We start from the raw sequence: 25,528 nt of genomic DNA, 5'->3' as shown, positions 1-25,528 counted from the left end.
GACGTGAGCGAAACGAGAAGCGACGGGGAGCTGCTGCGGGCCATCACCGCGGACGCCGACCGGCGCGCCTTCGAGGAGCTGTACCGGCGGTACGCGCCGTGGCTCCGGGCCCGGCTGCGCGGGCGCTGCGCCGATCCGGGCGTGGTCGACGACGTCGTGCAGGAGACGTTCCTCGCGGTGTGGCGGGGCAAGGCCCGCTACCGGGAGGACGGTTCCGGCGCGGACGCGGCCGGCTGGCTCTGGCGCATCGGGTCGCGGCGGCTGGTGGACGCGCTGCGCGGCGACGGGGCCCGGGGCCGGCTGCGGCAGGCCCTGGCGCGGCTGCGGCACCGGGACGAGGCGTCGGCGGAGGAGCGCGTGCTCGCGGGGGTGGAGCACGGGGACCTCGCCGGGGCGCTGGTCCGGCTGTCGCCGGAGCTGCGGGCGGTGCTGCAGGCGACCGTCGTCGACGGGCTGACGACCCGTGAGGCGGCCGTCCTGCTCGGGATCCCGCCGGGGACGGTCAAGACACGGGCGATGCGTGCCCGGAAGCAGCTGCGGGAGGCCCTGGCATGAGCTGGCACGTACCTGAAGAGGACTTGCGCGCCTACGCGCGGGGCGAGTTGGCGGCGCCCGCGCTCTGGTCCGCCGACACCCACCTCGCCTCCTGCGCCCGCTGCCGCGCGGCGCTGGCCGGCGTCAGCGACCCGGTCGCCCTGGACGCCGGCTGGGAACGGCTCGACGCCGAGCTGGACGCGCCCCGGACCGGACTGCTGGAGGGACTGCTGGTGCGGGCCGGGGTGGCCGGGCACACCGCCCGGCTGCTCGCGGCGGCACCGGTGCTGCGGCGGTCCTGGCTCGGGGCCGTGGTGGCCGTGCTGCTGCTCGGCGTGGCGGCGGGGCACGTCGTCGGGACCGGCGAGTCGCCCACCCTGTTCCTCGCGCTCGCACCGCTGCTCCCGCTGGCCGGGGTGGCGCTGTCGTACGGGCCCGCGCTGGACCCGACGTACGAGATGGCCGTCGTGGCGCCGATGCACGGGTTCCGGCTGCTGATGATCCGGACCGTGGCCGTGCTGACCGTCGTGCTCGCGCTCAACGGCCTCGCCACGCTCGCACTGCCCTCCTACGGGCTGCGGGCGCTGGCCTGGCTGCTGCCCGCGCTGGCGCTGACCGCGACCGGGCTCGCCCTGACCCCGCGTCTTGGCCCCGTGCTCGCGCCGTCCCTGGTCGGCGGGGCGTGGGCCGGGCTGCTGGTGCTGGCCGACGCCGTACGGGCCCGGGGCGATGTGCCCCTCGCGCCCTTCACCGCGGCCGGGCAGTCGGTGGCGGCGCTGGTCGCCGTCCTCGCCGCCGGGCTGCTCTTCCTGCTCCGTGACCGCTTCGACCTCTTCCAGGGACGTGCCGTATGACTCCCACCGTGTCCGCCTCCGGGCTGAGCCTCCGCTACGGCGGCACCCGCGCCCTCGACGACGTGTCGCTGCGGCTGACCGCCGGCGTCACCGGCCTGCTCGGGCCCAACGGCGCCGGGAAGACGACCCTGTTGCGGGTGCTGGCCACGGCCCTGCCCGCCGACCGGGGCGCCTTCACCGTGCTCGGGCACGACCCGGGCGGCGCCCGGGGACGCCAGGAGGTGCGCCGCCGGCTGGGCTACCTGCCGCAGACGCCCGGATTCCACCCGGACTTCACGGCCTTCGAGTTCGTCGACTACGTGGCGATCCTGAAGGAGATGACCGACCGGGCCGCCCGGCACCGGGAGGTGCGGCGCGTGCTCGGCGAGGTCGGGCTGGCGGACGTGCGCGGCACGCGGATCCGCAAGCTGTCCGGCGGCATGCGCCAGCGCGTCGCCCTCGCGGCGGCCCTGGTCGGCGACCCCGGCTTCCTCGTGCTGGACGAGCCGACCGTCGGACTCGACCCCGAACAGCGCATGCGCTTCCGGGAGTTGATCGCCGGGGCCGGCGAGGGCCGCACGGTGCTGCTGTCCACCCACCAGACGGAGGACGTGGCGATGCTCTGCCACCGGGTGCTGGTCATGGCCGGCGGCCGGATCCGCTTCGAGGGCACCCCGGCCGAGCTGACGGCCCGGGCCGCCGGGCGGGTGTGGAGCAGCGCGGAGCGCGACCCGGGCGCCAGGGCCGGGTGGCGCACCGGCACCGGCGCCTTCCGCAACCTCGGCGACCCCCCGGCCGGGGCCGACCTCCTCGAACCCACCCTGGAGGACGGCTACCTGCTCGCCCTCGACGCCGCCGCGGCGGAGGTGGCGGCATGACCACCCTCACGGAGAAGCCGGCCCTGTCCGGCACCCGGCCCGGGGCTGGCGGGCCCTGGAAGGCCGTGCGGGCGCTGGCGCTGTTCGAGTCCCGCCGGCTGCTGACACGCGTCCCGGTGCTCCTCGCCTTCGCCGTGTACCTCGGCTGGACCGTGTGGCGTGCGGGCCGGGCCTGGGGCGACTTCCCGGCCCTCCAGGACGCCGACCGCGCCACCCAGGGCCCGCCGATGCTCATCGGCCTCGCCGTCCTGCTGTCCGTCAACCAGGCGGCGCTGCGCTCCCGGCGGCACGGCACCGAGCCGTTCCTGGCGGTGCTGGTCCTCCCGCCGTGGGGCCGCACCGCCGCGCACGCCCTGTCGGCGGTGGCCGCGGCCCTGCTCACCGCGGTGTGCGTGGCCGCGCAGTTCGGCCGGGAGGCCCTGCGGCCCGGCGCGATCGGGCGGGGCTCGGTGGCCGAACTGCTCGCGGGCCCGCTGACGGTGCTGCTGTTCGGGCTGACCGGGCTGCTGATCGCCACGGTGGTGAGGTCGGCTCTCGCCGCTCCGCTGGTGATCGTGTTCTGCCTGTCCCTGTTCGTCGTCGGGACGGGCATGGGCGAGGGCTGGACGCAGTGGCTCATGCCCGTCGTCGGCGAGCCGACCGGCAACACCCTGCCCTCCCCCCTGATCGGCCGGCCCGCCGCCTGGCACGCCCTGTACCTGGCCGGACTGGGGCTGAGCATGGGCCTGCTGGCCCTGGTCGCCGCGGGCCTGCGCAGGCCCGCCGTCCTCGCCGGTACCGCCGGGGCACTGGCCCTGACGGTGCTCGGCGCGGTGGCCCAGTCCGGCGGCGACTCCGCCACACTCGTGAAGGCGCGCGAACGGGCCACGGTGGACCCCGGGCAGACGCAGTCCTGCGTCCGGCGCGACGGATCGGCGTACTGCGCCTTCCCCGAGTGGGAACCGCGGACCGCCGAGTGGGCCCGGGTCGTGGACCGGGTGCGGTCCCTGGCCGGAGGCGCCGCCCACGAGCAGGACGTCGTCGTACGGCAGCGGGTCGAGGCGCGCTACGGCCTCTCCGGCGACGGAGCGCTGGCGCCGCTGGAGCGTCCCCACGAGGTGACGGTCGGCACGCAGTGGGGCGGCAACCGGGTCCCGGAGTTCTCGGCCGCCGTGGCCGGGGTGCTCATCGCGGGCGACGAGAAGGCCGCGACCTCCGTCTGCGACGGCCGTGTCGTCACCGTCATGTGGCTCGCCGTCGGCTGGGAGTCCGACCCGCTCGCCGCACTGCGCCGGGTCCGGCTCGGCGACACGATCACGGGCTCCGACTCGGTGCTCCAGCCCACCGACGGTCTGTACATGACCGAGGCGCACACCGAGGTGCTGCGCGCCCTGCTCGACCTGCCCCGCGGCGAGGCCACCGCACGGGTCAAGGACCACTGGGACGCGCTGACCGAGCCCGGGGTCACGGCGGCCCGGGCCGCGCGGCTGCTCGGCCTGCCCGCGCCGGAGGGGGACGACAAGTGCCTGTGACGCGGGACCTGCTGCTCCCCGTGCACCGGACCGTGCCGTGGGGCGCGGTCGGCGCGGCCGGGGGAGCGGGACTGCTGCTCGCCGCGCTGACCCGGACCGGCGAGGCGGCGGAAGAGCTCACCCTGCACCTGCTGCGGGCCGCGGCCCTCGCCTTCGCGGTGGGGCTGGCCTTCCTCCTGGACGACCCGGCCCGGCACACCACCTCCACCGTGCCGACGCCGCGCCCGGTGCGCACCGCCCTGCGCGTGGCCCTGGCCCTGCCCGCCGCCGCGGCCTGGTGGACGGTGGCCCTGCTGCTCGTGCCGCCGGGCGCACGGCCCCCGGCCGGCGCCGTCACGCTGGAGGCCGGCGCCGCCTGCGTCCTGGCGGTGGCCGGCGCGGCGGCCGCGGTCCGCTTCACCGAGGCGGCCCGGCCCGGACTGCCGGTCGCGGGCGGTGTGCTGGTCTCGGCGATCCTGGCCATGCTGTTCTGGCCGGACCGCTGGGCGCTGTTCGTGGCGGTGGCGGACGAGCGCTGGGCGGCGGCGCACCAGCGCTGGGCGGTCGTGCTGGTGGTGGCGGCGCTCGCGGGGGCGCTCTGCGTACGGGAGCCCGTACGCCGCCGGGCCGGGCTCCGGTAGCAGTCGTACGCCGGATGGTTGTGCGGAGAGACGGAGACAACCGGTGGTAGCGGACTCTTGGCGGCGGTCCGACAACCACTGATTGTGGCGGCTAGGCTGCCGTTGTGGACCTCAAAGCCGTACGGGCCTTCGTGGCGATCGCCGACTCGGGGCAGTTCCAGAAGGCCGCCGTGGACCTGGGGCTCACCCAGCAGGCCGTGTCCAAGCGGATCGCCGCGCTGGAGAAGGACCTCGGGGTGCGGCTGCTGGTCCGTACGCCGCGCGGGGCGGACCTCACCATCGACGGGCAGGCCCTCCTGCCGCACGCCCGGGTCCTGCTCGGGGCGGAGGAACGGGCCGTGGCCGCCGTACGCCCGGGGGACCGCGCCCTGCGGGTGGACGTGGTCGGACGCCGGGCCGCCCCCGGCGGGCTGGTGCGGGACTTCCACCGGGCGCACCCGGAGATCCCGCTGGACGTCGTCACGCTGTTCGACGGGGACACGGCGGTGGCCGCCGTGCGGGACGGGGCCGTCGACGCCACCTTCCGTGCCGTCACCCTGCCGGGGCACCGGCTCCCCGACGGCATCGCGGCCCTCCCGGTCCTCGACGAGGCGCTGCGGCTGTGCGTCGGCCCGGGCCACGTGTTCGCCCGGGCCGCCTCGGTGACACCCGCGCAGCTCGCCGGGCACCGGATCTGGATGCCGGGCAACGTGCCCGGCACCGAGTGGCACGCCTACTACGAGGACTTCGCCGCCGCGTTCGGCCCGGCCGTCGACACCATCGGGCCCAACTTCGGCCTGGAGGCGCTCCTCGACACGATCGCCGGCTCACCGGACCTGGCGACGTTCCTCAGCGAACGGACCCCGCACGTCTGGCCGGCCGGCCACGACCTGCGGCTCGTCCCGCTGCGCGACCCCACCCCGGTCTACCCGCACTCCCTGCTCTGGCGCACGGACAACGCCCATCCCGGCCTCACGGCACTCCGCGAGCACCTGGTGGCGATCCGGCCGCGACCACCGGAGGGCGAGCTGTGGCTGCCGTCCTGGGCGAAGCGCCCACCCGGCCGAGCCGCTTCTCCGGCAGCGTGAAGGACTCGGGCGCCCCGCCGGGCTGCGGCTTGCCCTGCAGGGTCTGCCTGGGCGAGACCGCTCATGTCTCCGTCCGGTACATCAGGTCCACCTCGTGCGTGACGAACCCCAGCCGCTCGTACACCGACACCGCCGCCTTGTTGTCGGCGTCGACGTAGAGCATCGCGGTCGGCAGGCCCCGCCCCGCCAGGTGCCGCAGGCCGATGGTGGTGAGGGCCTTGCCGAGGCCGCCGCCCTGCGCGCCGGGGCCGACGCCGAGGACGTACACCTCGCCGAGGCCCTCCTCGGCGTGCACCTTGGTCCAGTGGAAGCCGACGAGTTCGTCGCCGCGGAAGGCGAGGAAGAAGCCCGCCGGGTCGAACCACGGCTCGGCCTTGCGGTCGTCGAGGTCGCGCTGGGTCAGCGAGCCCTGCTCGGGATGGTGGGCGAAGGCGGCGGCGTTGACGGCGAGCCAGGCCGCGTCGTCCTGGCCGGGCACGAAGGTGCGCACGGTGACGCCCTCCGGCAGCACCGGCTCGGGCGCGTCGAAATCGGCCAGCGGGCGCCGCATCTGACGCAGTTCCCGGAACAGGGTCAGGCCCAGGACCTGCGCGAGGTGCCGGGCGGCGGAGTGCCCGCCGTGCGCCCACACCCGCAGCCGCTTGCCGGACGCGGCCAGCAGCGCCGCCCCGAGCGCCCGCCCGTGCCCGTGCCCCCGGTGACCGGGGTGCACCACCAGCTCGGCGGCCGGCGGCTCCACCTCGTCCGTGTCCTCCAACTGGGCATAACCGACAAGTTCCCCACCGGCGGTGAGCAGCAGGTGGGACACGCCCTCGCGCTCCCCGCCGCGCAGCTGCAACCGCCCCTGTTCGGACACCGCCTGCTGACCGTCGACCCGGGCGGCCGCGTCCAGCAGCCCGAGCACGGCCTCGGTCTGCTCGGGTGTCAGCGCGGCGAGGGTCTCGATCGAGCGGGGGTGGCCGGGCCGTACGGTGTCGTCGCTGGTCATGCGTACGAGGGTACGGGGCGCGACCGGCAAATCGGCGGCAAAGAAGCAACCCAGATGTAACCACGAAACACCTGTCGTGCTACGCGCGTTGACTCTAGGCTGCGCCGGACGACATCCATGTCCCAGCAGAAACACAGGGGGGCGTATGCCAGCCACTTCCGCGGCGCATCCGGAGCGCCGGAGACGCCGTACGAACCGACTCGTCGCTCTTGCCGCCGGTGTCGTCACCGTCGGCGCGCTGGGCGCGGCGGCACTGCCGGGGTCGGCGACCGCCGGCGAGGAGCGCACCAAGGGCGGGCACTGGCCCGGGCGCTACCAGGACGTGCAGCTGCTGTCCTTCAACGACCTGCACGGCAACCTGGAGCCGCCGGCCGGTTCCTCCGGCCGCGTCACCGAGCTGCAGCACGACGGCACCACGAAGACCGTCGACGCGGGCGGTGTCGAGTACCTGGCGACCCATCTGCGCCAGGCCCGCCAGGGCGAGAAGTACTCCATCACCGCCGCCGGCGGCGACATGGTCGGAGCCTCCCCGCTCATCTCCGGCCTCTTCCACGACGAGCCGACCATCGAGGCGCTGAACAAGCTGGACCTCGACGTCACCTCCGTCGGCAACCACGAGTTCGACGAGGGCGCCAAGGAGCTGGGCCGGCTCCAGAACGGCGGCTGCCACCCGAAGGACGGCTGCTACACGAACGACGGGTTCGAGGGCGCCGACTTCCCCTACCTGGCGGCGAACGTCCTCGACGAGAAGACGGACAAGCCGATCCTCAAGCCCTACTGGGTGTGGAAGAAGAACGGCGTCAAGGTCGGCTTCATCGGCGTGACCCTGGAGGCCACCCCGGACATCGTCTCCGCCGAGGGCGTCAAGGGCCTGTCCTTCAAGGACGAGGTCGAGACGATCAACAAGTACGCCAAGGTGCTGCAGCGCCAGGGCGTGAAGTCGATCGTCGCGCTCATCCACGAGGGCGGTTTCCCGGCGTCGACGTCGTACAACTACGACTGTGACGCGCCGGGCGCGGGCGACGGCGTGTCCGGGCCGATCGTCGACATCGCCAAGAACGTCACGCCGCAGGTGGACGCGCTGGTCACCGGGCACACGCACAGCGCGTACGTGTGCAGCATCGCGGACCCGGCGGGCAAGCCCCGCATGGTCACCTCGGCCGCGTCCTTCGGCCGCCTCTACACCGACACCACGCTGACCTACGACCGCAGGACCGGCGACATCGCCCGTACGGCCGTGAAGTCCGCGAACCGCGTGGTCACCCGGGACGTCCCCAAGGCGCCCGACATGACCGAGCTGATCGGCAAGTGGAACACGCTGGCCGCGCCCATCGGCAACCGCGCGATCGGCCACATCTCCGGCGACATCGGCAACACCGGCACCGAGTCCCCGCTCGGCGACCTCATCGCCGACGCCCAGCTCGCGCACGGCAGGCAGCTCGACCCGGAGACGGACCTGGCGCTGATGAACCCGGGCGGCATCCGGGCCCCGCTGACGTACACGGCCAAGGCCGGTGAGGGCGACGGTGTGGTGACGTACGCGGAGGGCTTCACGGTCCAGCCGTTCGCCAACACCGTGAACCTGCAGGACTTCACGGGCGCCCAGCTGATCCAGGTGCTCAAGGAGCAGGTGTCCGGCGCCAACGCCGCCTCCCCGAAGGTGCTGCAGGTCTCGGCGGGTCTGACCTACACGCTGGACCTCACCAAGTCCGGCGCGGACCGGGTGGTCACGGACAGCATCAGGCTGAACGGCTCGGCCATCGACCCGGCGGCCACCTACCGCGTCGCGACGAACAGCTTCCTCGCGGGCGGCGGCGACGGCTTCCCGACGCTCGGTCAGGGCACGAACGACGTCGTCGGCGCCGACGACCTGACCGCGCTGGAGCAGTACCTGACGGCCAACTCCTCGGCGTCCGACCCGATCGACCCGCCGAAGGCGGACCGGATCACCGTCGTGAAGTAGGTCGCATACCCGGGGTCCGGTGCGGGTGTCGGGATCGGGGATCTCCATGGGCGGCTGACGGCGCCCGGGATCGCGATGGTGCCCCTTCCGGGTTCGGCGGCGGTCGTCAGCCGAACCCGGAAGGGAGCCTTCAGGACGCCGTGGGCGTCCAGCCCGCGAGCCAGTCCGCGATCTCCTGGTCGGCGGCCTGCGCGTCGCTCAGCTGCGGCCGGTCGGCACTCGCCGGACCGGAGCCCGCCCCGCTGTTGCGGTACTCGGCGAACCGGTCGTCCTTCCAGGAGAAGCCGCTCATGTCTGTCCAGGGCGTGGACTTCACGGCCGCGCTCAGGCTGGTGTTCCGGACGGTCGTCTGCGGATCGAGGGACGCGTCCCCGCCCGCGTGCCAGGGCCGCCCGAGGTGGAAGCTCCCGGCCGCGACGTCCCCGGTGACCGTGGAGTTGGCGATCAGGATGCCCTTGCGGTTCGCCGCGGTGCTCGGCGCCGTGACGTACCCGGCGGAGGTGCCGTTCCAGCGCTTCTTCAGCGTGATGACGGACCGGTCGACGACGGCCGTGGCCCGCCCGAAGATGAAGTCGACGTTGCCGATGACGTAGGAGTCGCCGACGTAGACCCGGCCCAGCCGGTCCTTCGCGGCGGTGTCGAGGAGCAGCGTGTCCTGGTCGCCGCTGACGATGATCCGGTCCAGGAACACCCTGTCGGCGGCGGTCCGCAGCGCCACGGCCTGGTGCCCGGAGAGGGACTGGTTGGCCGCCTCGTCGAAGTCGTTGGAGACGGTCAGGTTCCGGGCCTGGAAGTCGTCGGCCTCGACGGCGACGGTGGCGCTGCCGGAGGTGCCGTAGGTGCCGCCGCCGGGCTTGGGCGTGCCGGACGCGTTGTTGTAGACGATCGTCGTGTCCTTGCGGCTCGCGCCGGTGCCCTGGATGGTGACGTGCGGCTTGTTCGACGGCACCTTCACCACCTCCCGGTACGTCCCCGGCTTCACGGCGATGACGACGCGCGAGGGGTTGTTCGCGGGGACGGCGTCCACGGCGGCCTGGACGGTGCGGTACTGCCCGCTGCCGTCCTGGGCGACGGTGAGGGTGGTCGCGGCGGCGGCCTCGGCGGAGGCGGCGGCGGTCGTGCCGAGGGAGGCGCGGGGCCCGGCGCCGGCCTTGAGGACCGACGGCAGGTCGGCGGCCTTGTCGAGGGTGTACGGGTAGTACGTCTTCGGGTCGAAGGCGGTCCCGCCGCTCTCGTTGCGCCCGCTGGTGCCGGAGAAGACGCTGCCGCGCTGCACGACGGCGGCGCCGCTGTCCTTGATGACGGGGTTCCTGACGCCCTGGAAGTAGGAGTTCTCCAACACCATCCTGGTCGCGCCGCGCGAGTAGTTCCCGTACGAGGAGTTGATGGCGGTGCCCGGGGCGTCCTCCAGCCAGTTGTTGTAGAGGTGCGCGTGGGCGGCGTTGTCGGTGGAGGGGTTGCGCTGCTCGGTCTCGCGGATCCAGTTGTGGTGGATCGTGATGTCGGTCTTGACGTTCTCGGTCCAGCCGATGCCGAACGTCTTGTTGTTGTCGCTCAGCTTGTTCCAGGAGACCGTGACGTTCGTGCTGTCCTTGCGGACGTCGATGAGCCCGTCGGCCATGCGCCGCAGGTCGTTGTGGTCGATCCAGACGTGGTGGGCGCCGTCCATCTGGATCGCGTCGAAGTCGTGCTCCTTGTCGTTCCAGACGCCCTGGTACGCGTCCCGGATGGTCAGGTTCCGGATGATCACGTTGTGGACGCCCTGGCCCAGGAAGAACCCGCCGCCGACGATGTGCCCGGAGGTGCCCTGCCCCACGATGGTCTTGTCGGACTGGACCTTGATCTCTTTCCCGACCGGGTTCATGTCGATGACCCCGGCGACGACGATGACGTACGGCTCGGCGGCGGTGGCGTACTTCTCCAGCTCGGCGAGCGTCCTCACGGTGACGGTCCTGCCGTCCCGCCCGCCGTACGTCCCGTTCTGCCCGAGGGAGTCGACGGAGGCGAAGCCGTCGGCGGTGTCGGAGGCCCAGGAGGGGGTGGCGGCGGAGGCCTGCACCTGGGTGCCCGGGGCGACACCGTAGGCGAGGGCACCGGCGACGGCCAGGGCCAGGGGAATGCCGGTGACCAGAGCCCTGCGGGCTCGGCGGTGCCGGGACCTGTGCTGCGTGCGGGGCAGCTCACTCATGCGGCGATCCATTCTCTGGGTGGGGGGGGGATCGATCCGTGGGTGGGTCGCCGCGGGGCGGGGAAAGGTTGCCGGGGTGCGGCTCGATGGGGTGAAGAGGAACGGGGACGTGGTCGCATCGCACGGTGGTGTGAATACGGTGCGGCTGTGGCAGACAAGACGACCATCCGGGTGCCCCGCGAGACCCGCGACCATCTCGCGCAGGTGGCCAAAGAGCGGGGAGTCACTCTGGGGCAGCTGGTCGAGCAGTTGGCTTCCGCGCAGCTCACAGCGGCCCAGATCGCCGAGCACGTGGCCGCGACCAGGAAGATGCTCGGTGAGCGGATGGGCTGCACGCTGACGGACAAGGAGTTCGACGAGGGGCTGCACACCTCCGTGGACATCGATTCCCGAGGATGCTCGGCTTCCACTGACGTGTCACCCGTCCCCTCCCCGGATCCGCTCACCCCGGCTGACCGCGACGCGCACCACGTCCCCCAGTGACTCCACGGCTCTGACCAGGGCGAAACGCACGGCGTGCTCACCTGCTTTGGCGTCGTGGAGCACGGCCCTGGCCCCTTCGAGTACCTGCTCGGCGCAGGCGAGTTGAGCGGCCTCGATGTCGTCGGCGAGCCGGGAGAGGGGACTGCCGGGGTCGTCGGTGCTGAGGTAGCACGGCTTGCCGCCGGCACCGGTCCAGGGCAGCAGCCTCATGCGGAGACCTCCAGGGCGCGGAGGTAGGGGCGGACGAGGGGGGTGTCCATGAGGAGGGGTTCGACGGGGAGGGGGTCGGGGGCGGGTGGGGAGTCGGGAACGGCCAGCGGGTGTCGTGCGCGGTGTCGCCCCCGGGCGGGGAGCAGGAGCCGCACGAGGAGGAGCAGGACGGACTCGCAGACTTCGGCGATGCGCAGGCGCACGGAAGCGTCCCTTCTCAGGGCAGGGCAGGGGATTGACGAGCGGCGATTACCGTTCGTGCCCTCATCGTCACTGGTTGCCCGTACGCTGCGGAAGGGACCAGGTGTTGCCTGGCGGCTCAGACAACGGGGAGGGGTGACGTGGACCGAGTTGTTGACGAGGTGGAGGACACGGGACGGGCCGTCCTGGGGCGGACTCTGAAGTTCCTGCGAGAGAACGCCGGTAAGACGCTCGGGCAGTTGGCCGACGAGTGCGGTTATGACAAGAGCTACTTGAGCCGCCTGGAGTCAGGCGAGCGGTTGTCCAAGATGGCGGTCATGGAGGACCTGGACAGCTATTACGGCTGTGGCGACCTGCTGGTTCGCCACTGGAAGGTCGCTCGGTACGACGCCTTCAAGGACAAGTACAAGAGGTACATGGCGTTGGAGGCGACGGCACGGCTCCTGCGGGTGTACACGCCCAGCGTGCCGGGGTTGTTGCAGACGGAAGAGTTCGCCAGGGAGGTGTTGTCTGGCCCTCAGGCAACGATCGGCAATGCGGAGGAGATCGAAGAGCAGGTGGCAGCGCGCATGGGACGACAACTCGTGTTGCGCAAGGAATCGCCGCTTGAAGTCCGCTTCATCATCGACGAGTCGGCCTTGCGCCGCCCGTCGGCCAGCGCGGAGACCTGGAAGGGGCAGTTGTCGCGGATCGAAACTGCCGCGCAGGCGCCGAACGTGGTCGTCCAAGTGCTTCCCTTCTCTGCTGGCGTTCATCACCTTGTGGGCAAGGGATCACTGACCCTGCTGTGGCAGCAGGACGGAAGCGCTGTGGCTTATGCGGAAGGCCACAGCTTCGGTCAGTTGATGGACGATCCGGACGACGTCCTGCACCACCGTTTGTCCTACGATCGGTTGAGGGATCTGGCGTTGTCCCCGTCGGACTCATTGGCGTTCATCAGGGACGTACTGGAGGAGCACGGATCATGAAGCCCACGCTTGATCTCAGCACCGCCGTCTGGCGCAAGTCCTCCTACAGTGACGGGGGAGCGAACAACTGCCTCGAAGCCGCGGACAACTGCCCCGGCACAGTCCCCGTCCGCGACAGCAAGCTCCCGAACAGCCCGATACTCGTGTTCGGCGCGCGCACCTGGACTGAGTTCGTCAGAGGGGTCAAGGCGTCTCGGGCGGAGTGAGAGGAGTCCGACCTTGGCTGAGCACCCCACCACCGCGAAATGGCGCAAGTCCAGCTACAGCGATGGCGGCGACAACAACTGCCTGGAAGTCGCGGACAACTGCCCCCGCACCGTCCCCGTCCGCGACAGCAAGCTGCCCCACGGCCCGATACTCATGTTCGGCGTCAGCCGCTGGGCGTCGTTCGTCGTTGCGGTCAAGGGAGGGCTGCTCAAGGATGCGGGGACTGTGGACCCTCTCCTTGCCTCCTCGTAGCCGAGCAGCCTGCACGGCATCCGTATGCTCCCGGTCATGAGATTCTTCCGGCCGCGCGGCCGAAGCGACGCCGAACGCATGACGGGAACGCCTGTCGCTGAGGCCAAAGCCCTGTACGAGGCCGGGCGTTACGCCGAGGCGGCGGCCGAAGCCCGCGCCGTGGCCCGATCGCGGTCACGCGACGACGAGTACGCGGCCGTGGCGCTCAACATCGCCGCGCTTGCGACGGGCGCCCAGGGCCGCCACGCCGAAGCACTCGCCACCTACGACGAAGCGCTGCCTGCCTTCAGGAGGATATTCGGAGCCCACCACTGGCTGACCCTGAAGCTGCGCTCTGACCGCGCCCAGCAGATGATCTCGCTCGGCCGGCACGCCGAGTGCGAGGCGGAATGTGCGGCCGTCGCCGAGGTCGCGGACCGCGGTACCGGCCCGGAAATGGCATCCCTGGCAGCGGCTGCCCGCAATGGGCTGGTCTTCACCCTCAATGCGCAGGGGCGCCACCAGGAGGCCGAGGCACTCGCCCGCGAGGCCCTGGCCTCCTATCGCGTACGGGACCGGGTGTCACTCGTCCTGCGACTCGGCCTGGCCCGCAGCCTCAACGGCCAGGCCCGCCATGAAGACGCCCTCACCGAGGCGCAGAGCGCAAACGAACTGCACGGCGCCCTTCCCGAAGACCAGCGCCTTCCGGAGACGGGCGCCGTCGAACTGGCCTTTGCCACGGCCCTGTTGGGGTTGGGCCGCGCCCCCGAGGCCCGCCGCCGGGCTGCCGCCGCTCACGAGGCCTGCCTGGCCACCTTCGGCCAGGACCACCGCCGCACCGTCGAAGCCCGGACGCTGCTCGAGCAGATCGACGGCACTCGACCCTGAGCGCGCGCCCGAAGACGATAAGGCCGCCGCTGCCTGCCCAGTGAGCGGAGATCGAGGAGTTGCTGGACGTGTGGCCTGATCCGTGGCCGGTGGTGGAGGACTGTGATCGAGCGCAGTGGGCCAACACCGTTTACGACTGCGTTCCGGCCGATGAATGGCGTGTGCACTGAGCTCGGCCGCGCCAGAACCGGCCCCTGGGCCTCCTTCCTCACGCACCTCAAGAAGTAGAAGGAACAGGCCCCTCCGGCGGCGGCACCGCTGCTCCCGGCAGGCGGACCGTCGCCACCGTGCCGCCCCCCTCCGCCGGGGACAGGGACACCTCGCCGCCCGCCTGCTGGACCGTCCGGGCCACGATCGACAGGCCCAGGCCCGAGCCCGGCAGGGCGCGTGCGCTCGGGGAGCGCCAGAAGCGGTCGAAGACGTGGGGGAGTTCCTCGGCGGGGATGCCCGGGCCGTGGTCGCGGACCGTCAGCGTGCCGTCGGCCAGCCGCACCTCGATCGTGCCGCCGTCCGGGCTGAACTTCACCGCGTTGTCGAGGATGTTGACCACCGCCCGCTCCAGAGCCGACGGTTCCGCGCGGACGAACCAGGGCTGGACGTCCGCCGTGATCGTCAGCTCCGGGCCGCGCAGCCGGGCCCGCCGCAGCGCCGACTCGACGATGTCCTGCCAGGCCACGATCTGTGTACGGCCCGCGTGCTGGCCCGGGTCCGGGCGGGACAGTTCCTGCAGGTCGCCGATGAGCGCGGCCAGTTCCGTCATCTGCGCCTTCACCGACGCGAGCAGGGCCTTGCGGTCCGCCTCGGGGAGGGGGCGGCCCGTCTCCTCGCTGCGGGAGAGGAGTTCGATGTTCGTGCGGAGAGACGTCAGCGGCGTGCGCAGCTCGTGGCCCGCGTCCGCGATGAGCTGCTGCTGCAGGTCACGGGAGCTGGCCAGGGACGAGGTCATCGAGTTGAAGGAACGGGAGAGGCGGGCGATCTCGTCCTCGCTGTCGTCCTCCACGGGGATGCGGATGTCGAGATCCTCCGTGCGGGCCACGTGCTCGACGGCCTCGGTGAGTTTGTCGACGGGGCGCAGCCCGGCCCGGGCGACCGCCAGCCCCGCGGCTCCGGAACCCAGGACCCCGATGCCCGAGACCAGCAGCAGGATCAGGGCGAGATCATTGAGCGTGGCCTGTGTGTTCTTGAGGGGTACGGCGAGGATCAGCGCGGCGTTGGGCGCGTCGGGCTGTTCGGACGCCAACCGCAGGGTCATCACGCGCAGGGCGTTGCCGTGTTCGTCGGTTCCGTTGCGGACGATGCCCCGGCCGACGGGCGAGTTCCTGATCACGTCCTTGTCGTCCCCGGTCACCTTGACCAAGCCCACGGAGTCGGAGTGGACGCAGATCTCACCGTCCGCCTTGACGACCTCGAAGTAGGAACTGTTGCGGAAGCTGTCGCCGCCCTGCACGGTCTGCGTGCAGTTGTCCACCGCCTGCTGGATGGCGATGTTCTGCCCCGGCTTCTGCAGCATCCGCTCCAGGTCGTTGTCCACCTGGTCGTACAACTTCCCCTGCACGATGAACCAGCACGTCACCGACACCGCCGCCACCGCGAACGCCACCGCCGCCGCCACCAGCAGGGCCAGCCGGGAGCGGAGTGGCAGCGAGCGGAAACGGCGCACGAGCCTGCTCACTCCGCGCCGCCCTGCCGCAACACGTAGCCGACCCCGCGCACCGTGTGCACCAGACGCGGCTCGCCGCCCGCCTCCGTCTTGCGCCGCAGGTACATCACGTACACGTCCAGGGAGTTCGACGACGGCTCGAAGTCGAAGCCCCACACCGCCTTGAGGATCTGCTCCCGGGTGAGGACCTGGCGCGGGTGGGCCATGAACATCTCCAGCAGCGTGAACTCCGTACGCGTCAGCTCCACCTGGCGGCCGGCCCGGGTGACCTCGCGTGTCGCGAGGTCCATGCGCAGGTCGGCGAAGGTGAGCGCGTCGTCGTCGGCCGCGTCGGCCGCGGCCACGGCCGCCGCGTAGGAGCTGCGGCGCAGCAGCGCGCGGATCCGGGCGAAGAGTTCGTCGAGTTCGAAGGGCTTGACCAGGTAGTCGTCGGCGCCCGCGTCGAGGCCGGTGACCCGGTCGCCGACCGTGTCGCGGGCCGTGAGCATCAGGATCGGTGTGGTGTCGCCCGTGGCGCGGATGCGGCGCGCGGCGGTCAGGCCGTCCATGCGGGGCATCTGGATGTCGAGGACGACCAGGTCGGGGCGGTGGGCCGCGGCCTTCTCCAGGGCGTCCGCGCCGTCGACCGCGACCTCCGTCTCGTACCCCTCGAAGGCGAGGCTGCGCTGGAGTGCTTCGCGCACCGCCGGCTCGTCGTCGACGATCAGGATGCGCTGGGGGTCACGGTCGCCGTCTGCGGGGCTCATGCGTCGGGGTCCTCGGGGGTGAAGGGGCGGACGGGGTGCTCTGACGTTCTCAGCCTCGCACGTCGGCGGGACCGGGCGGCAGGAGCGTCGGCCGCGTCAGCCGCGTGCGGTGCGGCGGCGGGCCGCCGTGGCCCGGGCCGCCCGCCGCGCCGCCGGGGCGGCCACCTCGGGTGCCCGGCTCGCCGGCGGGTGCAGTGCGTGCGCCACCGCCAGGGCCAGCCCGGTCTCCGCCGGGCCGGTGCCGGTCCGGGCGTGCGCGATCTTCCGGATCATCGCCGTACCCCTCAGTCCGTCGAGCCGGCCCGCAGCTTCGCGAGGTCGGCCTTCACCGTGTTGACCGGAATCGCGAAGCCCAGGCCCACGCTGCCGGCCTCGGAGGACGAGGACGCCTGGCTCGTCGGCGAGTACATCGCGGAGTTGATGCCGATGATGTTGCCGTTCATGTCGATCAGCGCGCCGCCGGAGTTGCCCGGGTTGAGGGACGCGTCGGTCTGCAGCGCCTTGTACGTCGTGGTGTCGCTGCCGGTGTCGCCGTTGAACTGGCGCCCGCCGTACTCGAAGGGCCATCCGTCACCCTGCTGGAACCGCTGCTGGCCCTGGCTCTCGTCGGTGGGGACGGTGACGTCCCGGTCGAGGGCCGAGATGATGCCGCTGGTCACCGTGCCGGACAGGCCCTCGGGGGAGCCGATCGCCACGACCTGGTCGCCGACCTGGACACCGGAGGAGTCGCCGAGCGTGGCGGCCTTCAGACCGGAGGCGTCCCTCAGCTTGATCAGGGCCAGGTCCTTCTTGCTGTCGGTGCCGACGACCTCGGCGCTGTAGGTCTTGCCGGTGCTGGTGGTCACCTTGATCTGCGAGGCCCCGGAGACGACGTGGTTGTTGGTGACGATCTCGCCGTCACCGGTGATGATCACGCCGGAGCCGGTGGAGGACCCGGAGCCGGAGTCGGCGCTGATCTCGACGATGCTGGGGCTGACCGCCTTGGCGACCCCGGCGACCGTGCCCTTCTGAGCGGCCGGCACGACGTCGGTGCTGGTCGAGCTGGAGGCGACGGTGTCGCCGCCGGTCAGCTCCTGGATGCCGTAGGCGGTGCCGCCGCCGATCGCCGCGGCGACGATGGCCACGGCGGCTATCAGGGCCACGGGGCCGCGGCCGCGCTTCTTCGGAGCCTGTGCCGCCGGAGCCGGTGCCGGAGGAGCCTGTGCCGGGGCGTACGCCGGCGGGGGCGGCCACTCGGGGTTCACCGGGGCCTGCTGCTGACCCTCGTGAGGGTTCTGGTACTCGCCACTGCGGTGGAAGCTCTCGGTCATGTCACCGAGCTTGTCTCCCGACCATGAGAGCTTCCTGAGGCCCGGCTGAGAAGCCCGACAGAACCGCGTATGCCCGATATAAAGGCGGGCCCCGGGGATGCCGGGAGGGGCTACTCGCAGCCGCAGGAGCGGCGTACCACCAGCCGCGACGGGAAGACCTTCAGCCGCTCGCGCCGCGACCCCGCGACCCGCAGCCCGTCGTCGAGGACGAGGTCCACCGCCGCCCGGGCCATCGCCGGGCGGTCGGAGGCGATCGTGGTCAGGGGCGGGTCGGTCAGCGCCGCTTCCTTGATGTCGTCGAAGCCGGCCACCGCCAGCTCGCCGGGGACGTCGATCCGCAGCTCGCGGGCCGCGCGGAGCAGGCCGATCGCCTGGTCGTCGGTGGAGCAGAAGATCGCCGGCGGACGCTCGGGCCCGGACAGGATCTTCAGGGCCGCCTGGTACGCGTCGTAGCGGTTGTAGAGCGCCTCGAAGAGGCGGCCCTCCGTGGAGATGCCGGCCTCGTCCATGGCCCGGCGCCAGCCCTCGACGTGGTCGGAGACCGGGTCGCCGACCGCGGGCGTCTCGGCTATGCCGCCCATACAGGCGACGTACTCGTAGCCGTGCTCCAGCAGGTGGCGGACGGCGAGCTCGGCGCCGCCCAGGTCGTCCGTGGTGACGGCGACGTCGTCGATGGCCTCGGGGCGCTCGTGCAGCAGCACGACCCGGGCGTCCCAGGCCTCGATCTCGGCGGCGGCCAGGTCGTTCAGCGCGTGGCTGACCAGGATCAGCCCGGAGACCCGCATGCCCAGGAAGGCCCGCAGGTAGTGGACCTCGCGCTCGCCCACGTAGTCCGTGTTGCCGACGAGGACCATCTTCCCGCGCTCGGAGGCGGCCTGCTCGACCGCGTGCGCCATCTCCCCGAAGAAGGGCTGGCGGGCGTCCGGGATGATCAGGCCTATCAGGTCCGTGCGCCGGGAGGCCATCGCCTGGGCCACGCGGTCCGGCCGGTACCCCAGTTCCTTGATCGCGGCGAGGACACGCTCGCGCGTGGCCGGGGCGACCGGCCGGGGTCCGTTGTTGATGACATAGCTGACCACGGCAGTGGAAGTCCCTGCCAGCCGCGCCACATCATCCCGAGTCACCTTGGCCACGCGCGGAGTCTACGCGGATATACCCGCTCTGGGCAGGGCGTAAAGGGGGTTCCGTACGATATCCCGACCGGCGTCCGGGGGCGCCGGTCGGGGATGCGATGCCCGATCGGGCGCCGCCGTACGCCTCTCACGCCCGGGCGCGGGCCTCGGATGCCTCCACGGCGGCCGACTCGTCCGCGTTGTCCGGCTTTGCCTTGGCCGCCTTGGCCTTCGCCTCCTCGGCGGCGCGCTCCACCTTCTCCGGCGTAACGAATCGATAACCCACGTTCCGGACGGTGCCGATCAGCGACTCGTGCTCGGGGCCGAGCTTGGCGCGCAGGCGCCGCACGTGCACGTCGACCGTGCGCGTACCGCCGAAGTAGTCGTAGCCCCACACCTCCTGCAGCAGCTGGGCGCGCGTGAAGACGCGGCCGGGGTGCTGCGCGAGGTACTTCAGGAGCTCGAACTCCTTGAAGGTCAGGTCGAGGACCCGGCCCTTGAGCTTGGCGGAGTAGGTCGCCTCGTCGACCGACAGGTCGCCGTTGCGGATCTCCATCGGAGAGTCGTCGGTGACGATCTGCTGGCGGCCCATGGCCAGCCGCAGCCGCGCCTCGACCTCGGCGGGCCCTGCGGTGTCGAGCAGCACGTCGTCGATGCCCCAGTCCGCGGTGACCGCCGCGAGGCCGCCCTCCGTGACGACGAGCACCAGCGGGCAGCCGGGGCCGGTGGAGCGCAGCAGCTGGCACAGGCTGCGGACCTGGGGGAGGTCGCGCCGGCCGTCGACGAGGATGACGTCGGCGCCCGGGGTGTCGACGAGGGCGGGGCCCTCCGCCGGAGCCACACGCACGTTGTGCAGGAGCAGGCCGAGGGCGGGGAGCACCTCCGTCGACGGCTGGAGGGCGTTGGTCAGGAGCAGCAGAGAACTCATATGTCTGGTTCCTCCTCGGTCCCTGCGAGGACGTTTGTTGGCACAGCACTGCTCTGCGATCCCGAAGGCCCGTACACCTGCGGTTTCCCGCGTCGTATACAACGCTTCCGAAAGCACAAAAGGACCCGGGGGCGTCGCTGCCCGAGTCCTCTGCCCAGCAGAATAGCCCACATGAGCTCTGGTCCGGCAGGTCATGTGGCGCGTTCCACCGATCGTCCGCACAGTGAGACGGTCGAGGGAACGCCTGTACGGAAGCCCCTGAGGACGTTTCTGCGCGCCTCCGACGGCGTGCCGATCGAGGCCGTGTACGACCCGGGGACCGCCGCGCACGACGCCTCCCGGACGCCTTCCGGACATCCCGTGTTCGTCGTCGCGCACGGTTTCACCGGCGCCGCCGACCGGCCGCACATCCGGCGCGTGGCGCGGGTCCTCGCCCGGTACGGGGCCGTGGTCACCTTCTCGTTCCGCGGCCACGGGGCGTCCGGCGGGCGGTCCACGGTCGGGGACCGGGAGGTGCTCGACCTCGCCGCGGCGGCCGACTGGGCGCGCCGGCTCGGCCACGCGCGCGTGGCCACGGTCGGGTTCTCCATGGGCGGCTCGGTGGTGCTGCGGCACGCCGCGCTGCACGGGGCGGCGACGGACGCGGTCGTCTCGGTGAGCGCGCCCGCCCGGTGGTACTACCGGGGCACCGCGCCGATGCGCCGGCTGCACTGGATGGTGACGCGGCCGGCGGGCCGGGTGGTCGGGCGCTACGGCTTCCGTACGCGCATCCACCACCGGCACTGGGACCCGGTGCCGCTGTCGCCGGTGGAGGCGGTGCCGAGGATCGCGCCGACGCCGCTGCTGATCGTGCACGGCGACAGCGACGGCTACTTCCCCGTCGACCATCCGCGGATGCTGGCGGCCGCCGCCGGTGACCAGGGCGAACTGTGGCTGGAGCCGGGCATGGGGCATGCCGAGCACGCGGCGGGCGACGAGCTGCTGGCCCGCATCGGGGAGTGGGTCGTCCGCCGGGCGGGCTAGCCTGGCGTGGTTCACCGTCCGGTGAGCCCGTTGTGAGTCCGCCGCGCGTCCGCGGCGACTGTGCGATTGAGGAAGCAGATGCCAGAGGTCACGGTGCGCTACTGGGCCGCCGCCAAGGCCGCGGCCGGGGTGGCCGAGGAAGCGTACGAGGCGGCCACGCTCGCCGAGGCGCTCGACGAGGTGCGCGAGCGGCACCCGGGCGAGCTCGAGCGCGTGCTGCGGCGATGCTCGTTCCTCGTGGACGGCGACCCCGTGGGCACCCGCGAGCACGAGACGGTACGGCTGGCCGACGGCGGCACGGTCGAGGTGCTTCCGCCGTTCGCAGGAGGATGAGCGCATGACCGACCAGCCGTACGACGGCGGCAGCGGGGGCAAGGGGTACGACGGGTACGACCGGTACGACGGTCACGAGCCCTATGGCTCTTACGGTCAGCAGCAGCCTCAGCAGCAGCCGCAGCCTCAGCAGCCCGCGCAGCCGTGGCCCGGGCAGGAGCAGCAGGGGTACCCGCAGCACCAATACCAACAGCAGCAACATCAGCAGTACCAGCAGTACCAGGGGTACGAGGACCCGCACGCCGCTCAGCAGTACACGCAGCAGTGGCAGGGACAGACCTGGGAGACGCAGACGCAGCAGGCGGTGTCCGCGCCGGCCGCGCCGGCCGCCGAGACGGCGTATCTGCCGCAGCAGGGCCACGCGACGCCGCAGCCCGCCCCCGTACCCACCGTGCCCGCCGCCGGGGACGACACCGGGTACGGGCCCGCCACCCTCGCCGGGAACCCCCGGGTCACCGACGCGCAGCGGGCCCGCGCGGAGGGGCGCTCGCCGATCATCGAGCCCGGGATGCAGCCGGCCGGGCTGACGGCGCTGCTGGGGCTGCTGCTCGCCGGTGCGGCGGCGGTCGGGACGTACGCGCTGCTCGTGCCGCTGGTCGTGCTGCAGGCCGTCACCGCGGCCGGCTGGTTCCGGCTGAACGGGATGTGGCCGGCGCGGCAGGGCATCGCACTGGGCTTCGCCGGGGCGCTCGCCGCGGACGCGGCGCTGCTGGTGTCCGGCCGGTCGCCGGCGGCGATCCTCGGGACGCTCGGCGTGTGGGTGCTGCTGGCGCTGGTGCTGCAGCTGCGCTCGCACGCGGATCCCGACGAGCGGATGTACGGCCTGATGGCGACGGTCGTGGCGGCGGCGCTGGCGATCGCGGCGGGCGGCTACCTCGCGGCGGACGCGGACGCGGTCACCGTCGGCGCGGTCGCCGTGGCGGTCGCGGCCGTGGCGCGTGCGCTGCCGTTGCCTACGGCGGCGTCGGTGGCGGTGGCGCTGCTCGCGGCGGCGGGCGGCGGTGTCGCGGCCGGGGCGATGACCGGGCTGGGCGCCTCGGGCGCGTTCCTGGGCGCGGGCGCGGCGGTCTGCGCCCTGATCGGCCACCGCGTCGCCGCCTACGACTACCCGTCCCGCTTCGTCCACTTCACCGCGGGAGTGGCCCTGCCCCTGGCGGCCGCGGCCCCGGCGGTCTACGTCCTGGGGCGGGCACTGGCGTAGCGCCTGCGGTGGCCTGTGCGGCCTGTGCGGCGTGGGTGGGGGTGCGCGTTGCGCGTTGCGCCGGGTTGTGGGGCGGGGCCGCGCCGGGGGGTGTCCGTCCTCGGATCGGCGCGATGGGGTTGCGTGCCGACTGACTGTTCTTTGACGCGCCGACCGCTGCGGGCGGACACCCCCCGGCACGTCCCCTTCCGTGCGTGCGCGGGTGCGGGTCCGCCCCGGCGGCGGTGCCGCGCACCCTGTCACAGCTGATCGACAATTCGCCGGTCCCCCTTCCCCGCGGAGTTACGCTCACGCAAGGCGGCCACCCGGTCGTCAGGGACCGTTGTCGAACGACTGGGTGGGGGAACACACCGGATGCGCGCCCTGCGAATACTGCTGATCTTCGTCGTGATCCTGGGCGGACTCTTCGTCCTCGCCGACCGCCTCGCCGTGGGCTTCGCCGAGGACGAGGCCGCCGACCGGCTGAAGACGACCGAGAACCTCTCCACCACGCCCGACGTCTCGATCAAGGGCTTCCCGTTCCTCACCCAGGTCGCCGCCGGCTCCCTCGACGACATCGAGGTCGGCATCGACGCCTACGAGGCCGCCGCGGGCGACGGCGCCCGGAAGATCCGTATCGACGACCTCCGCGCCGACATGAAGGGCGTCGAGTTCTCCGGCGACTACAGCTCCGCGACCGCCACCAGCGCCACCGGCACCGCGACCATCTCCTACGACGAGCTGCTGAAGACGGCGAAGTCCGAGCCCACGCAGGTCGCCCCCGGTGTCACCGCCCGCGTCCTCGGTCTCTCCGACGGCGGCAACGGCAAGATCAAGGTCACCGTCGAGGCCACCGTGCTCGGCACGAAGCTGCCGGAGCCGGTCTCCGTGCTCAGCACCGTGACGGTCGACGGCGACACCGTCCGGGTCAAGGCCGACGGCCTGCCCAGCTTCGCCGGTGTCGACCTCGCCGAGAACCGCGTCCGCGCCATCACCGACTTCCAGCAGGTCGTCGACGGCCTCCCCGGCGGCATCGAGCTCGACAAGGTGCAGGCCGCCCCGGACGGCGTCGAGATCGCGGTCAAGGGTTCCAACGTCCGCCTCGCCGGGTAGGTAGGGGCACGGCGGACCCCACCTGCGATGTCCGGTGGGCGAGACGGCTGTGTCCGCAGCGTAGATGTGACGGCGGATACAGCCGGGCGGAATCCGGGCGGGAAGCGCCCCTGTGGGGCCTCGATCCCATATGGCGGATCATCCTGTCTCACTATGCGACACACCGGTGACACGCGCGCCCTGCCGTCCCTACGATCGACGGCATGAAGCGACAGGCGGATCTCACGAAGCGGCGGGCAGTAGACCTGTGCCGCGTCGCCGCCATGCTCTGTCGCACCTTCTGAGCGACCGCGTCGGCACTCGCGCCGACGCGCGCATTCCCGCCGCCCTGCATCCAGGGCACCCGTGCGCCGCCCCCGTCTTCGGGCGCGCGCTCCGCAGATCTCGCACGCCCCGCCGCAACTGCCCCGGAGGAGAAAGAGCATGAGCCGCAACGACGTCCTGGTAGACGCCGATTGGCTCCAGGAGCACCTGGACGACCCGACCATCGCCATCGTCGAGGTGGACGAGGACACGTCCGCCTACGAGAAGAACCACATCAAGAACGCCATCCGGATCGACTGGACCCAGGACCTGCAGGACCCGGTCCGCCGTGACTTCGTCGACCAGGAGGGCTTCGAGAAGCTCCTGTCGGAGAAGGGCATCGCCAACGACCACACCGTGGTCCTGTACGGCGGCAACAACAACTGGTTCGCCTCGTACGCCTACTGGTACTTCAAGCTGTACGGCCACGAGAACGTCAAGCTCCTCGACGGCGGCCGCAAGAAGTGGGAGCTCGACGCCCGCGAGCTGGTCGCCGGCGACGAGGTGCCCGAGCGTCCGAAGACGGACTACAAGGCCAAGCCGCAGGACACGTCCATCCGCGCCTTCCGCGACGACGTCGTCGCCGCCATCGGCGCGCAGAACCTCGTCGACGTGCGCTCGCCCGACGAGTTCTCCGGCAAGCTGCTCGCCCCGGCCCACCTGCCGCAGGAGCAGTCCCAGCGCCCCGGCCACGTGCCCAGCGCCCGCAACATCCCGTGGTCGAAGAACGCCAACGACGACGGCACCTTCAAGTCGGACGAGGAGCTCAAGGCCCTCTACGAGGAGGAGAGCGTCGACCTGGCGAAGGACACCATCGCCTACTGCCGCATCGGTGAGCGCTCCGCGCTGACCTGGTTCGTGCTGCACGAGCTGCTCGGCGTCGAGAACGTCAAGAACTACGACGGCTCCTGGACCGAGTACGGCTCCCTCGTCGGCGTGCCGATCGAGCTCGGCGCCGGCAAGTAACCGACCCCCACCGACCTTTCCAGACCTCTCTTCAGGAGTACGACATGTGTGGTGCGAAGGCCGGCGGCCCCGACGCCTCGACGATCAAGCCCGGTGAGACCACGATCCAGGGTCAGGTGACCAAGGACGGCGAGCCCGTGGTGGGCTACGTCCGTCTGCTGGACTCGACCGGCGAGTTCACGGCCGAGGTGCCGACCTCGGCGACCGGACAGTTCCGCTTCTACGCGGCCGAGGGCACCTGGACCGTCCGCGCCCTCGTGCCCGGCGCCACCGCCGACCGCACGGTCGTCGCCCAGCAGGGCGGTCTGGCGGAGGTCGCGATCGCCGTCTGACGGCGACCGGTCCTCGAGGGGCCGCACCCACCGGGTTGGACGCCTGGGGTGCGGCCCTTCGGCCTGCCCGGACCTACGCTGGAGTCATGTACGCACGACGGCGGCGGACGTACTTCGCGATGATGGGCGGCTGCATCGCCCTCTTCGTGCTGGCCTGGGGCGTCGTGCGGCTCTGGTCGGTCCCCGTCGCCGTGGGCATGTGCGTGGTGGCCATGGTCATCCCGCCCGTCGCCGCGATGGTCGCCAACCGCCGGGGCCCGGACGACCGCTGGTGGGACGACCCGTCCGGCGATCCGCAGTCCGACGAGTGGTGGGACGAACTGGACGGCAAGAAGCGCCGGCGGTGAGCCGGACCCCGCCGCAGCCGTCTCAGTAGACGAGCGCCTGCGTCCCGTCCCCCAGGGCCTCCTGCACGAAGACCTGCGCACCCGCGATGCGGACGCCCTCGATGACGTCCTTCTCCGTGATCTCGCGGCGGGCCGCGCACTGCGTGCACAGGGTGACCCGGCCGCCGGCCAGCAGGGAGTCGAGCAGGTCGGGCAGGGGCGCCGCGTGCGGCAGCTCGAACTCGGCGGCCCGGCCGGGCAGGGCGAACCAGGCCGACTCGCCGGTCAGCCAGAGGGAGACGTCGACACCGCTGGCCACGGCCACCGCCGCCACCGTGAACGCCTGAGAACACCGCTCGGGGGCGTCCGCCCCGGCCGTCACCTTGATCACCAGCTTCTTCGCCATAGCCGGAATCGTAAGGCCGA

Annotated in this window: 31 protein-coding genes; 20 read left to right on the top strand and 11 right to left on the bottom strand. The window is 72.3% G+C overall.

The genetic code is table 11. The features are described from left to right. Positions 1–3: 3 nt before the first annotated feature. The 6 genes from ABZY20_RS15025 (at position 4) to ABZY20_RS15000 (ending at position 5,443) form a co-directional block, all read left to right on the top strand. Positions 4–555 (top strand): RNA polymerase sigma factor, encoded by a 552-nt coding sequence (locus ABZY20_RS15025; protein WP_356441650.1) that lies wholly within the window; start codon positions 4–6, stop codon positions 553–555. Beyond that, entirely contained in the window at positions 552–1,388 is an 837-nt protein-coding gene (locus tag ABZY20_RS15020; RefSeq protein ID WP_356441648.1) for a zf-HC2 domain-containing protein, read from the top strand. Before ABZY20_RS15025 ends, ABZY20_RS15020 begins: the two co-directional genes overlap by 4 nt. After that, positions 1,385–2,245, top strand: a complete 861-nt coding sequence (locus tag ABZY20_RS15015) for an ABC transporter ATP-binding protein (protein ID WP_356441646.1) — start codon at positions 1,385–1,387, stop codon at positions 2,243–2,245. The genes ABZY20_RS15020 and ABZY20_RS15015 overlap by 4 nt, the downstream gene beginning before the upstream one ends. Beyond that, a complete protein-coding gene (locus ABZY20_RS15010; protein ID WP_356441644.1) occupies positions 2,242–3,756 on the top strand; it encodes an ABC transporter permease in 1,515 nt (504 codons plus the stop codon). The genes ABZY20_RS15015 and ABZY20_RS15010 overlap by 4 nt, the downstream gene beginning before the upstream one ends. Next, on the top strand, positions 3,747–4,376 hold the full coding sequence (locus ABZY20_RS15005; RefSeq protein ID WP_356441642.1) for an ABC transporter: 630 nt from the start codon (positions 3,747–3,749) through the stop codon (positions 4,374–4,376). Before ABZY20_RS15010 ends, ABZY20_RS15005 begins: the two co-directional genes overlap by 10 nt. A gap of 104 nt (positions 4,377–4,480) precedes the next feature. Next, entirely contained in the window at positions 4,481–5,443 is a 963-nt protein-coding gene (locus ABZY20_RS15000; RefSeq protein WP_356441640.1) for a LysR family transcriptional regulator, read from the top strand. Positions 5,444–5,504: 61 nt separating this feature from the next. On the opposite strand, the gene mshD is transcribed toward ABZY20_RS15000, so the two are convergent. Beyond that, complete coding sequence (gene mshD, locus ABZY20_RS14995; RefSeq protein ID WP_356441638.1) at positions 5,505–6,431, bottom strand: mycothiol synthase; 927 nt, start codon at positions 6,429–6,431, stop codon at positions 5,505–5,507. 145 nt (positions 6,432–6,576) lie between these two features. On the opposite strand from mshD, the gene ABZY20_RS14990 reads away from it, so the two are divergent. Continuing rightward, positions 6,577–8,394 (top strand): bifunctional metallophosphatase/5'-nucleotidase, encoded by a 1,818-nt coding sequence (locus ABZY20_RS14990; protein ID WP_356441637.1) that lies wholly within the window; start codon positions 6,577–6,579, stop codon positions 8,392–8,394. A 130-nt stretch (positions 8,395–8,524) separates the two neighbouring features. Here the strand turns inward: ABZY20_RS14990 and ABZY20_RS14985 are convergent, their stop codons facing one another. Continuing rightward, complete coding sequence (locus ABZY20_RS14985; protein WP_356441635.1) at positions 8,525–10,582, bottom strand: pectinesterase family protein; 2,058 nt, start codon at positions 10,580–10,582, stop codon at positions 8,525–8,527. A 147-nt stretch (positions 10,583–10,729) separates the two neighbouring features. Between ABZY20_RS14985 and ABZY20_RS14980 the strand changes: the two genes are divergently transcribed. Further along, positions 10,730–11,065 carry a hypothetical protein gene (locus ABZY20_RS14980; protein ID WP_356441633.1) on the top strand — a complete coding sequence of 112 codons (336 nt, stop codon included), beginning with the start codon at positions 10,730–10,732 and terminating at the stop codon, positions 11,063–11,065. On the opposite strand, the gene ABZY20_RS14975 is transcribed toward ABZY20_RS14980, so the two are convergent. Next, on the bottom strand, positions 11,000–11,275 hold the full coding sequence (locus ABZY20_RS14975) for a hypothetical protein (RefSeq protein ID WP_356441631.1): 276 nt from the start codon (positions 11,273–11,275) through the stop codon (positions 11,000–11,002). The two genes, ABZY20_RS14980 and ABZY20_RS14975, sit on opposite strands and share 66 nt — an antisense overlap. After that, positions 11,272–11,478: a hypothetical protein gene (locus ABZY20_RS14970; protein ID WP_356441629.1), complete on the bottom strand. Its 207-nt coding sequence runs from the start codon at positions 11,476–11,478 to the stop codon at positions 11,272–11,274. The genes ABZY20_RS14975 and ABZY20_RS14970 overlap by 4 nt, the downstream gene beginning before the upstream one ends. Positions 11,479–11,616: 138 nt before the next feature. Here ABZY20_RS14970 and ABZY20_RS14965 point away from each other — a divergent pair, with 138 nt between their 5' ends. From ABZY20_RS14965 to ABZY20_RS14950, 4 genes are read left to right on the top strand one after another with little or no spacing between them, the layout of a single operon-like run. Next, positions 11,617–12,444: a helix-turn-helix transcriptional regulator gene (locus ABZY20_RS14965; RefSeq protein ID WP_356441628.1), complete on the top strand. Its 828-nt coding sequence runs from the start codon at positions 11,617–11,619 to the stop codon at positions 12,442–12,444. Further along, positions 12,441–12,650 carry a DUF397 domain-containing protein gene (locus ABZY20_RS14960; protein ID WP_356441626.1) on the top strand — a complete coding sequence of 70 codons (210 nt, stop codon included), beginning with the start codon at positions 12,441–12,443 and terminating at the stop codon, positions 12,648–12,650. The genes ABZY20_RS14965 and ABZY20_RS14960 overlap by 4 nt, the downstream gene beginning before the upstream one ends. A 13-nt stretch (positions 12,651–12,663) precedes the next feature. Further along, a complete protein-coding gene (locus tag ABZY20_RS14955) occupies positions 12,664–12,903 on the top strand; it encodes a DUF397 domain-containing protein (RefSeq protein WP_356441625.1) in 240 nt (79 codons plus the stop codon). A 36-nt stretch (positions 12,904–12,939) separates the two neighbouring features. Continuing rightward, entirely contained in the window at positions 12,940–13,770 is an 831-nt protein-coding gene (locus tag ABZY20_RS14950) for a tetratricopeptide repeat protein (RefSeq protein WP_356441623.1), read from the top strand. 217 nt (positions 13,771–13,987) lie between these two features. On the opposite strand, the gene ABZY20_RS14945 is transcribed toward ABZY20_RS14950, so the two are convergent. The 6 genes from ABZY20_RS14945 to ABZY20_RS14920 form a co-directional block, all read right to left on the bottom strand. Then, the gene (locus ABZY20_RS14945) at positions 13,988–15,442 is read right to left on the bottom strand and encodes a HAMP domain-containing sensor histidine kinase (protein ID WP_356441621.1); all 1,455 of its coding nucleotides are present in this window, start codon (positions 15,440–15,442) and stop codon (positions 13,988–13,990) included. Next, on the bottom strand, positions 15,439–16,176 hold the full coding sequence (locus ABZY20_RS14940) for a response regulator transcription factor (protein WP_356441619.1): 738 nt from the start codon (positions 16,174–16,176) through the stop codon (positions 15,439–15,441). The genes ABZY20_RS14945 and ABZY20_RS14940 overlap by 4 nt, the downstream gene beginning before the upstream one ends. 96 nt (positions 16,177–16,272) lie before the next feature. Next, positions 16,273–16,449: a hypothetical protein gene (locus ABZY20_RS14935; protein ID WP_356441617.1), complete on the bottom strand. Its 177-nt coding sequence runs from the start codon at positions 16,447–16,449 to the stop codon at positions 16,273–16,275. 11 nt (positions 16,450–16,460) lie between these two features. Next, the gene (locus ABZY20_RS14930; RefSeq protein ID WP_356441615.1) at positions 16,461–17,486 is read right to left on the bottom strand and encodes a trypsin-like peptidase domain-containing protein; all 1,026 of its coding nucleotides are present in this window, start codon (positions 17,484–17,486) and stop codon (positions 16,461–16,463) included. A 110-nt stretch (positions 17,487–17,596) separates the two neighbouring features. Further along, positions 17,597–18,619, bottom strand: coding sequence for a LacI family DNA-binding transcriptional regulator (locus ABZY20_RS14925; RefSeq protein ID WP_356441613.1), 1,023 nt, complete (start codon positions 18,617–18,619; stop codon positions 17,597–17,599). A 127-nt stretch (positions 18,620–18,746) separates the two neighbouring features. Next, positions 18,747–19,526, bottom strand: coding sequence for a response regulator transcription factor (locus ABZY20_RS14920; protein WP_356441611.1), 780 nt, complete (start codon positions 19,524–19,526; stop codon positions 18,747–18,749). Between the two features lie 171 nt (positions 19,527–19,697). Here ABZY20_RS14920 and ABZY20_RS14915 point away from each other — a divergent pair, with 171 nt between their 5' ends. The 8 genes from ABZY20_RS14915 to ABZY20_RS14880 all read left to right on the top strand — a co-directional run bounded on the left by ABZY20_RS14915 (position 19,698) and on the right by ABZY20_RS14880 (position 25,123). Beyond that, positions 19,698–20,549: an alpha/beta fold hydrolase gene (locus ABZY20_RS14915; protein WP_356441609.1), complete on the top strand. Its 852-nt coding sequence runs from the start codon at positions 19,698–19,700 to the stop codon at positions 20,547–20,549. Between the two features lie 78 nt (positions 20,550–20,627). Beyond that, positions 20,628–20,882 (top strand): MoaD/ThiS family protein, encoded by a 255-nt coding sequence (locus tag ABZY20_RS14910; protein WP_356441608.1) that lies wholly within the window; start codon positions 20,628–20,630, stop codon positions 20,880–20,882. 4 nt (positions 20,883–20,886) lie between these two features. After that, complete coding sequence (locus ABZY20_RS14905; protein ID WP_356441607.1) at positions 20,887–22,083, top strand: hypothetical protein; 1,197 nt, start codon at positions 20,887–20,889, stop codon at positions 22,081–22,083. Between the two features lie 354 nt (positions 22,084–22,437). After that, entirely contained in the window at positions 22,438–23,175 is a 738-nt protein-coding gene (locus ABZY20_RS14900; protein WP_356441606.1) for a DUF2993 domain-containing protein, read from the top strand. Positions 23,176–23,378: 203 nt separating this feature from the next. Next, entirely contained in the window at positions 23,379–23,459 is an 81-nt protein-coding gene (locus tag ABZY20_RS14895) for a putative leader peptide (protein WP_350310325.1), read from the top strand. 139 nt (positions 23,460–23,598) lie between these two features. Then, positions 23,599–24,444, top strand: coding sequence for a sulfurtransferase (locus tag ABZY20_RS14890; RefSeq protein WP_356441604.1), 846 nt, complete (start codon positions 23,599–23,601; stop codon positions 24,442–24,444). Between the two features lie 44 nt (positions 24,445–24,488). Then, positions 24,489–24,776: a DUF1416 domain-containing protein gene (locus ABZY20_RS14885; RefSeq protein ID WP_003991226.1), complete on the top strand. Its 288-nt coding sequence runs from the start codon at positions 24,489–24,491 to the stop codon at positions 24,774–24,776. An 86-nt stretch (positions 24,777–24,862) separates the two neighbouring features. After that, positions 24,863–25,123 carry a DUF3099 domain-containing protein gene (locus ABZY20_RS14880; RefSeq protein ID WP_356441602.1) on the top strand — a complete coding sequence of 87 codons (261 nt, stop codon included), beginning with the start codon at positions 24,863–24,865 and terminating at the stop codon, positions 25,121–25,123. A 22-nt stretch (positions 25,124–25,145) separates the two neighbouring features. On the opposite strand, the gene ABZY20_RS14875 is transcribed toward ABZY20_RS14880, so the two are convergent. Next, positions 25,146–25,508: a DsrE family protein gene (locus tag ABZY20_RS14875; RefSeq protein WP_356441600.1), complete on the bottom strand. Its 363-nt coding sequence runs from the start codon at positions 25,506–25,508 to the stop codon at positions 25,146–25,148. Between the last annotated feature and the right edge of the window lie 20 nt (positions 25,509–25,528).

Origin of the sequence: Streptomyces sp. NPDC006624 (genome assembly GCF_040611555.1) — a bacterium.
GTDB lineage: Bacteria > Actinomycetota > Actinomycetes > Streptomycetales > Streptomycetaceae > Streptomyces.
The sequence above is the reverse complement of the archived record's forward strand: the minus strand, read 5'-3'. Positions and strand labels throughout refer to the sequence as shown.

Bases quoted from the DNA above. Each gene is read 5' to 3' on its own strand.
- ABZY20_RS15020 (WP_356441648.1), top strand. From the start codon at position 552: ATGAGCTGGCACGTACCTGAAGAGGACTTGCGCGCCTACGCGCGGGGC.
- ABZY20_RS15015 (WP_356441646.1), top strand. From the start codon at position 1,385: ATGACTCCCACCGTGTCCGCCTCCGGGCTGAGCCTCCGCTACGGCGGC.
- ABZY20_RS15010 (WP_356441644.1), top strand. From the start codon at position 2,242: ATGACCACCCTCACGGAGAAGCCGGCCCTGTCCGGCACCCGGCCCGGG.
- mshD (WP_356441638.1), bottom strand. From the start codon at position 6,431: ATGACCAGCGACGACACCGTACGGCCCGGCCACCCCCGCTCGATCGAG.
- ABZY20_RS14990 (WP_356441637.1), top strand. From the start codon at position 6,577: ATGCCAGCCACTTCCGCGGCGCATCCGGAGCGCCGGAGACGCCGTACG.
- ABZY20_RS14985 (WP_356441635.1), bottom strand. From the start codon at position 10,582: ATGAGTGAGCTGCCCCGCACGCAGCACAGGTCCCGGCACCGCCGAGCC.
- ABZY20_RS14975 (WP_356441631.1), bottom strand. From the start codon at position 11,275: ATGAGGCTGCTGCCCTGGACCGGTGCCGGCGGCAAGCCGTGCTACCTC.
- ABZY20_RS14960 (WP_356441626.1), top strand. From the start codon at position 12,441: ATGAAGCCCACGCTTGATCTCAGCACCGCCGTCTGGCGCAAGTCCTCC.
- ABZY20_RS14950 (WP_356441623.1), top strand. From the start codon at position 12,940: ATGAGATTCTTCCGGCCGCGCGGCCGAAGCGACGCCGAACGCATGACG.
- ABZY20_RS14940 (WP_356441619.1), bottom strand. From the start codon at position 16,176: ATGAGCCCCGCAGACGGCGACCGTGACCCCCAGCGCATCCTGATCGTC.
- ABZY20_RS14935 (WP_356441617.1), bottom strand. From the start codon at position 16,449: ATGATCCGGAAGATCGCGCACGCCCGGACCGGCACCGGCCCGGCGGAG.
- ABZY20_RS14930 (WP_356441615.1), bottom strand. From the start codon at position 17,486: ATGACCGAGAGCTTCCACCGCAGTGGCGAGTACCAGAACCCTCACGAG.
- ABZY20_RS14920 (WP_356441611.1), bottom strand. From the start codon at position 19,526: ATGAGTTCTCTGCTGCTCCTGACCAACGCCCTCCAGCCGTCGACGGAG.
- ABZY20_RS14915 (WP_356441609.1), top strand. From the start codon at position 19,698: ATGAGCTCTGGTCCGGCAGGTCATGTGGCGCGTTCCACCGATCGTCCG.
- ABZY20_RS14910 (WP_356441608.1), top strand. From the start codon at position 20,628: ATGCCAGAGGTCACGGTGCGCTACTGGGCCGCCGCCAAGGCCGCGGCC.
- ABZY20_RS14905 (WP_356441607.1), top strand. From the start codon at position 20,887: ATGACCGACCAGCCGTACGACGGCGGCAGCGGGGGCAAGGGGTACGAC.
- ABZY20_RS14900 (WP_356441606.1), top strand. From the start codon at position 22,438: ATGCGCGCCCTGCGAATACTGCTGATCTTCGTCGTGATCCTGGGCGGA.
- ABZY20_RS14895 (WP_350310325.1), top strand. From the start codon at position 23,379: ATGAAGCGACAGGCGGATCTCACGAAGCGGCGGGCAGTAGACCTGTGC.
- ABZY20_RS14890 (WP_356441604.1), top strand. From the start codon at position 23,599: ATGAGCCGCAACGACGTCCTGGTAGACGCCGATTGGCTCCAGGAGCAC.
- ABZY20_RS14885 (WP_003991226.1), top strand. From the start codon at position 24,489: ATGTGTGGTGCGAAGGCCGGCGGCCCCGACGCCTCGACGATCAAGCCC.
- ABZY20_RS14880 (WP_356441602.1), top strand. From the start codon at position 24,863: ATGTACGCACGACGGCGGCGGACGTACTTCGCGATGATGGGCGGCTGC.
- ABZY20_RS14875 (WP_356441600.1), bottom strand. From the start codon at position 25,508: ATGGCGAAGAAGCTGGTGATCAAGGTGACGGCCGGGGCGGACGCCCCC.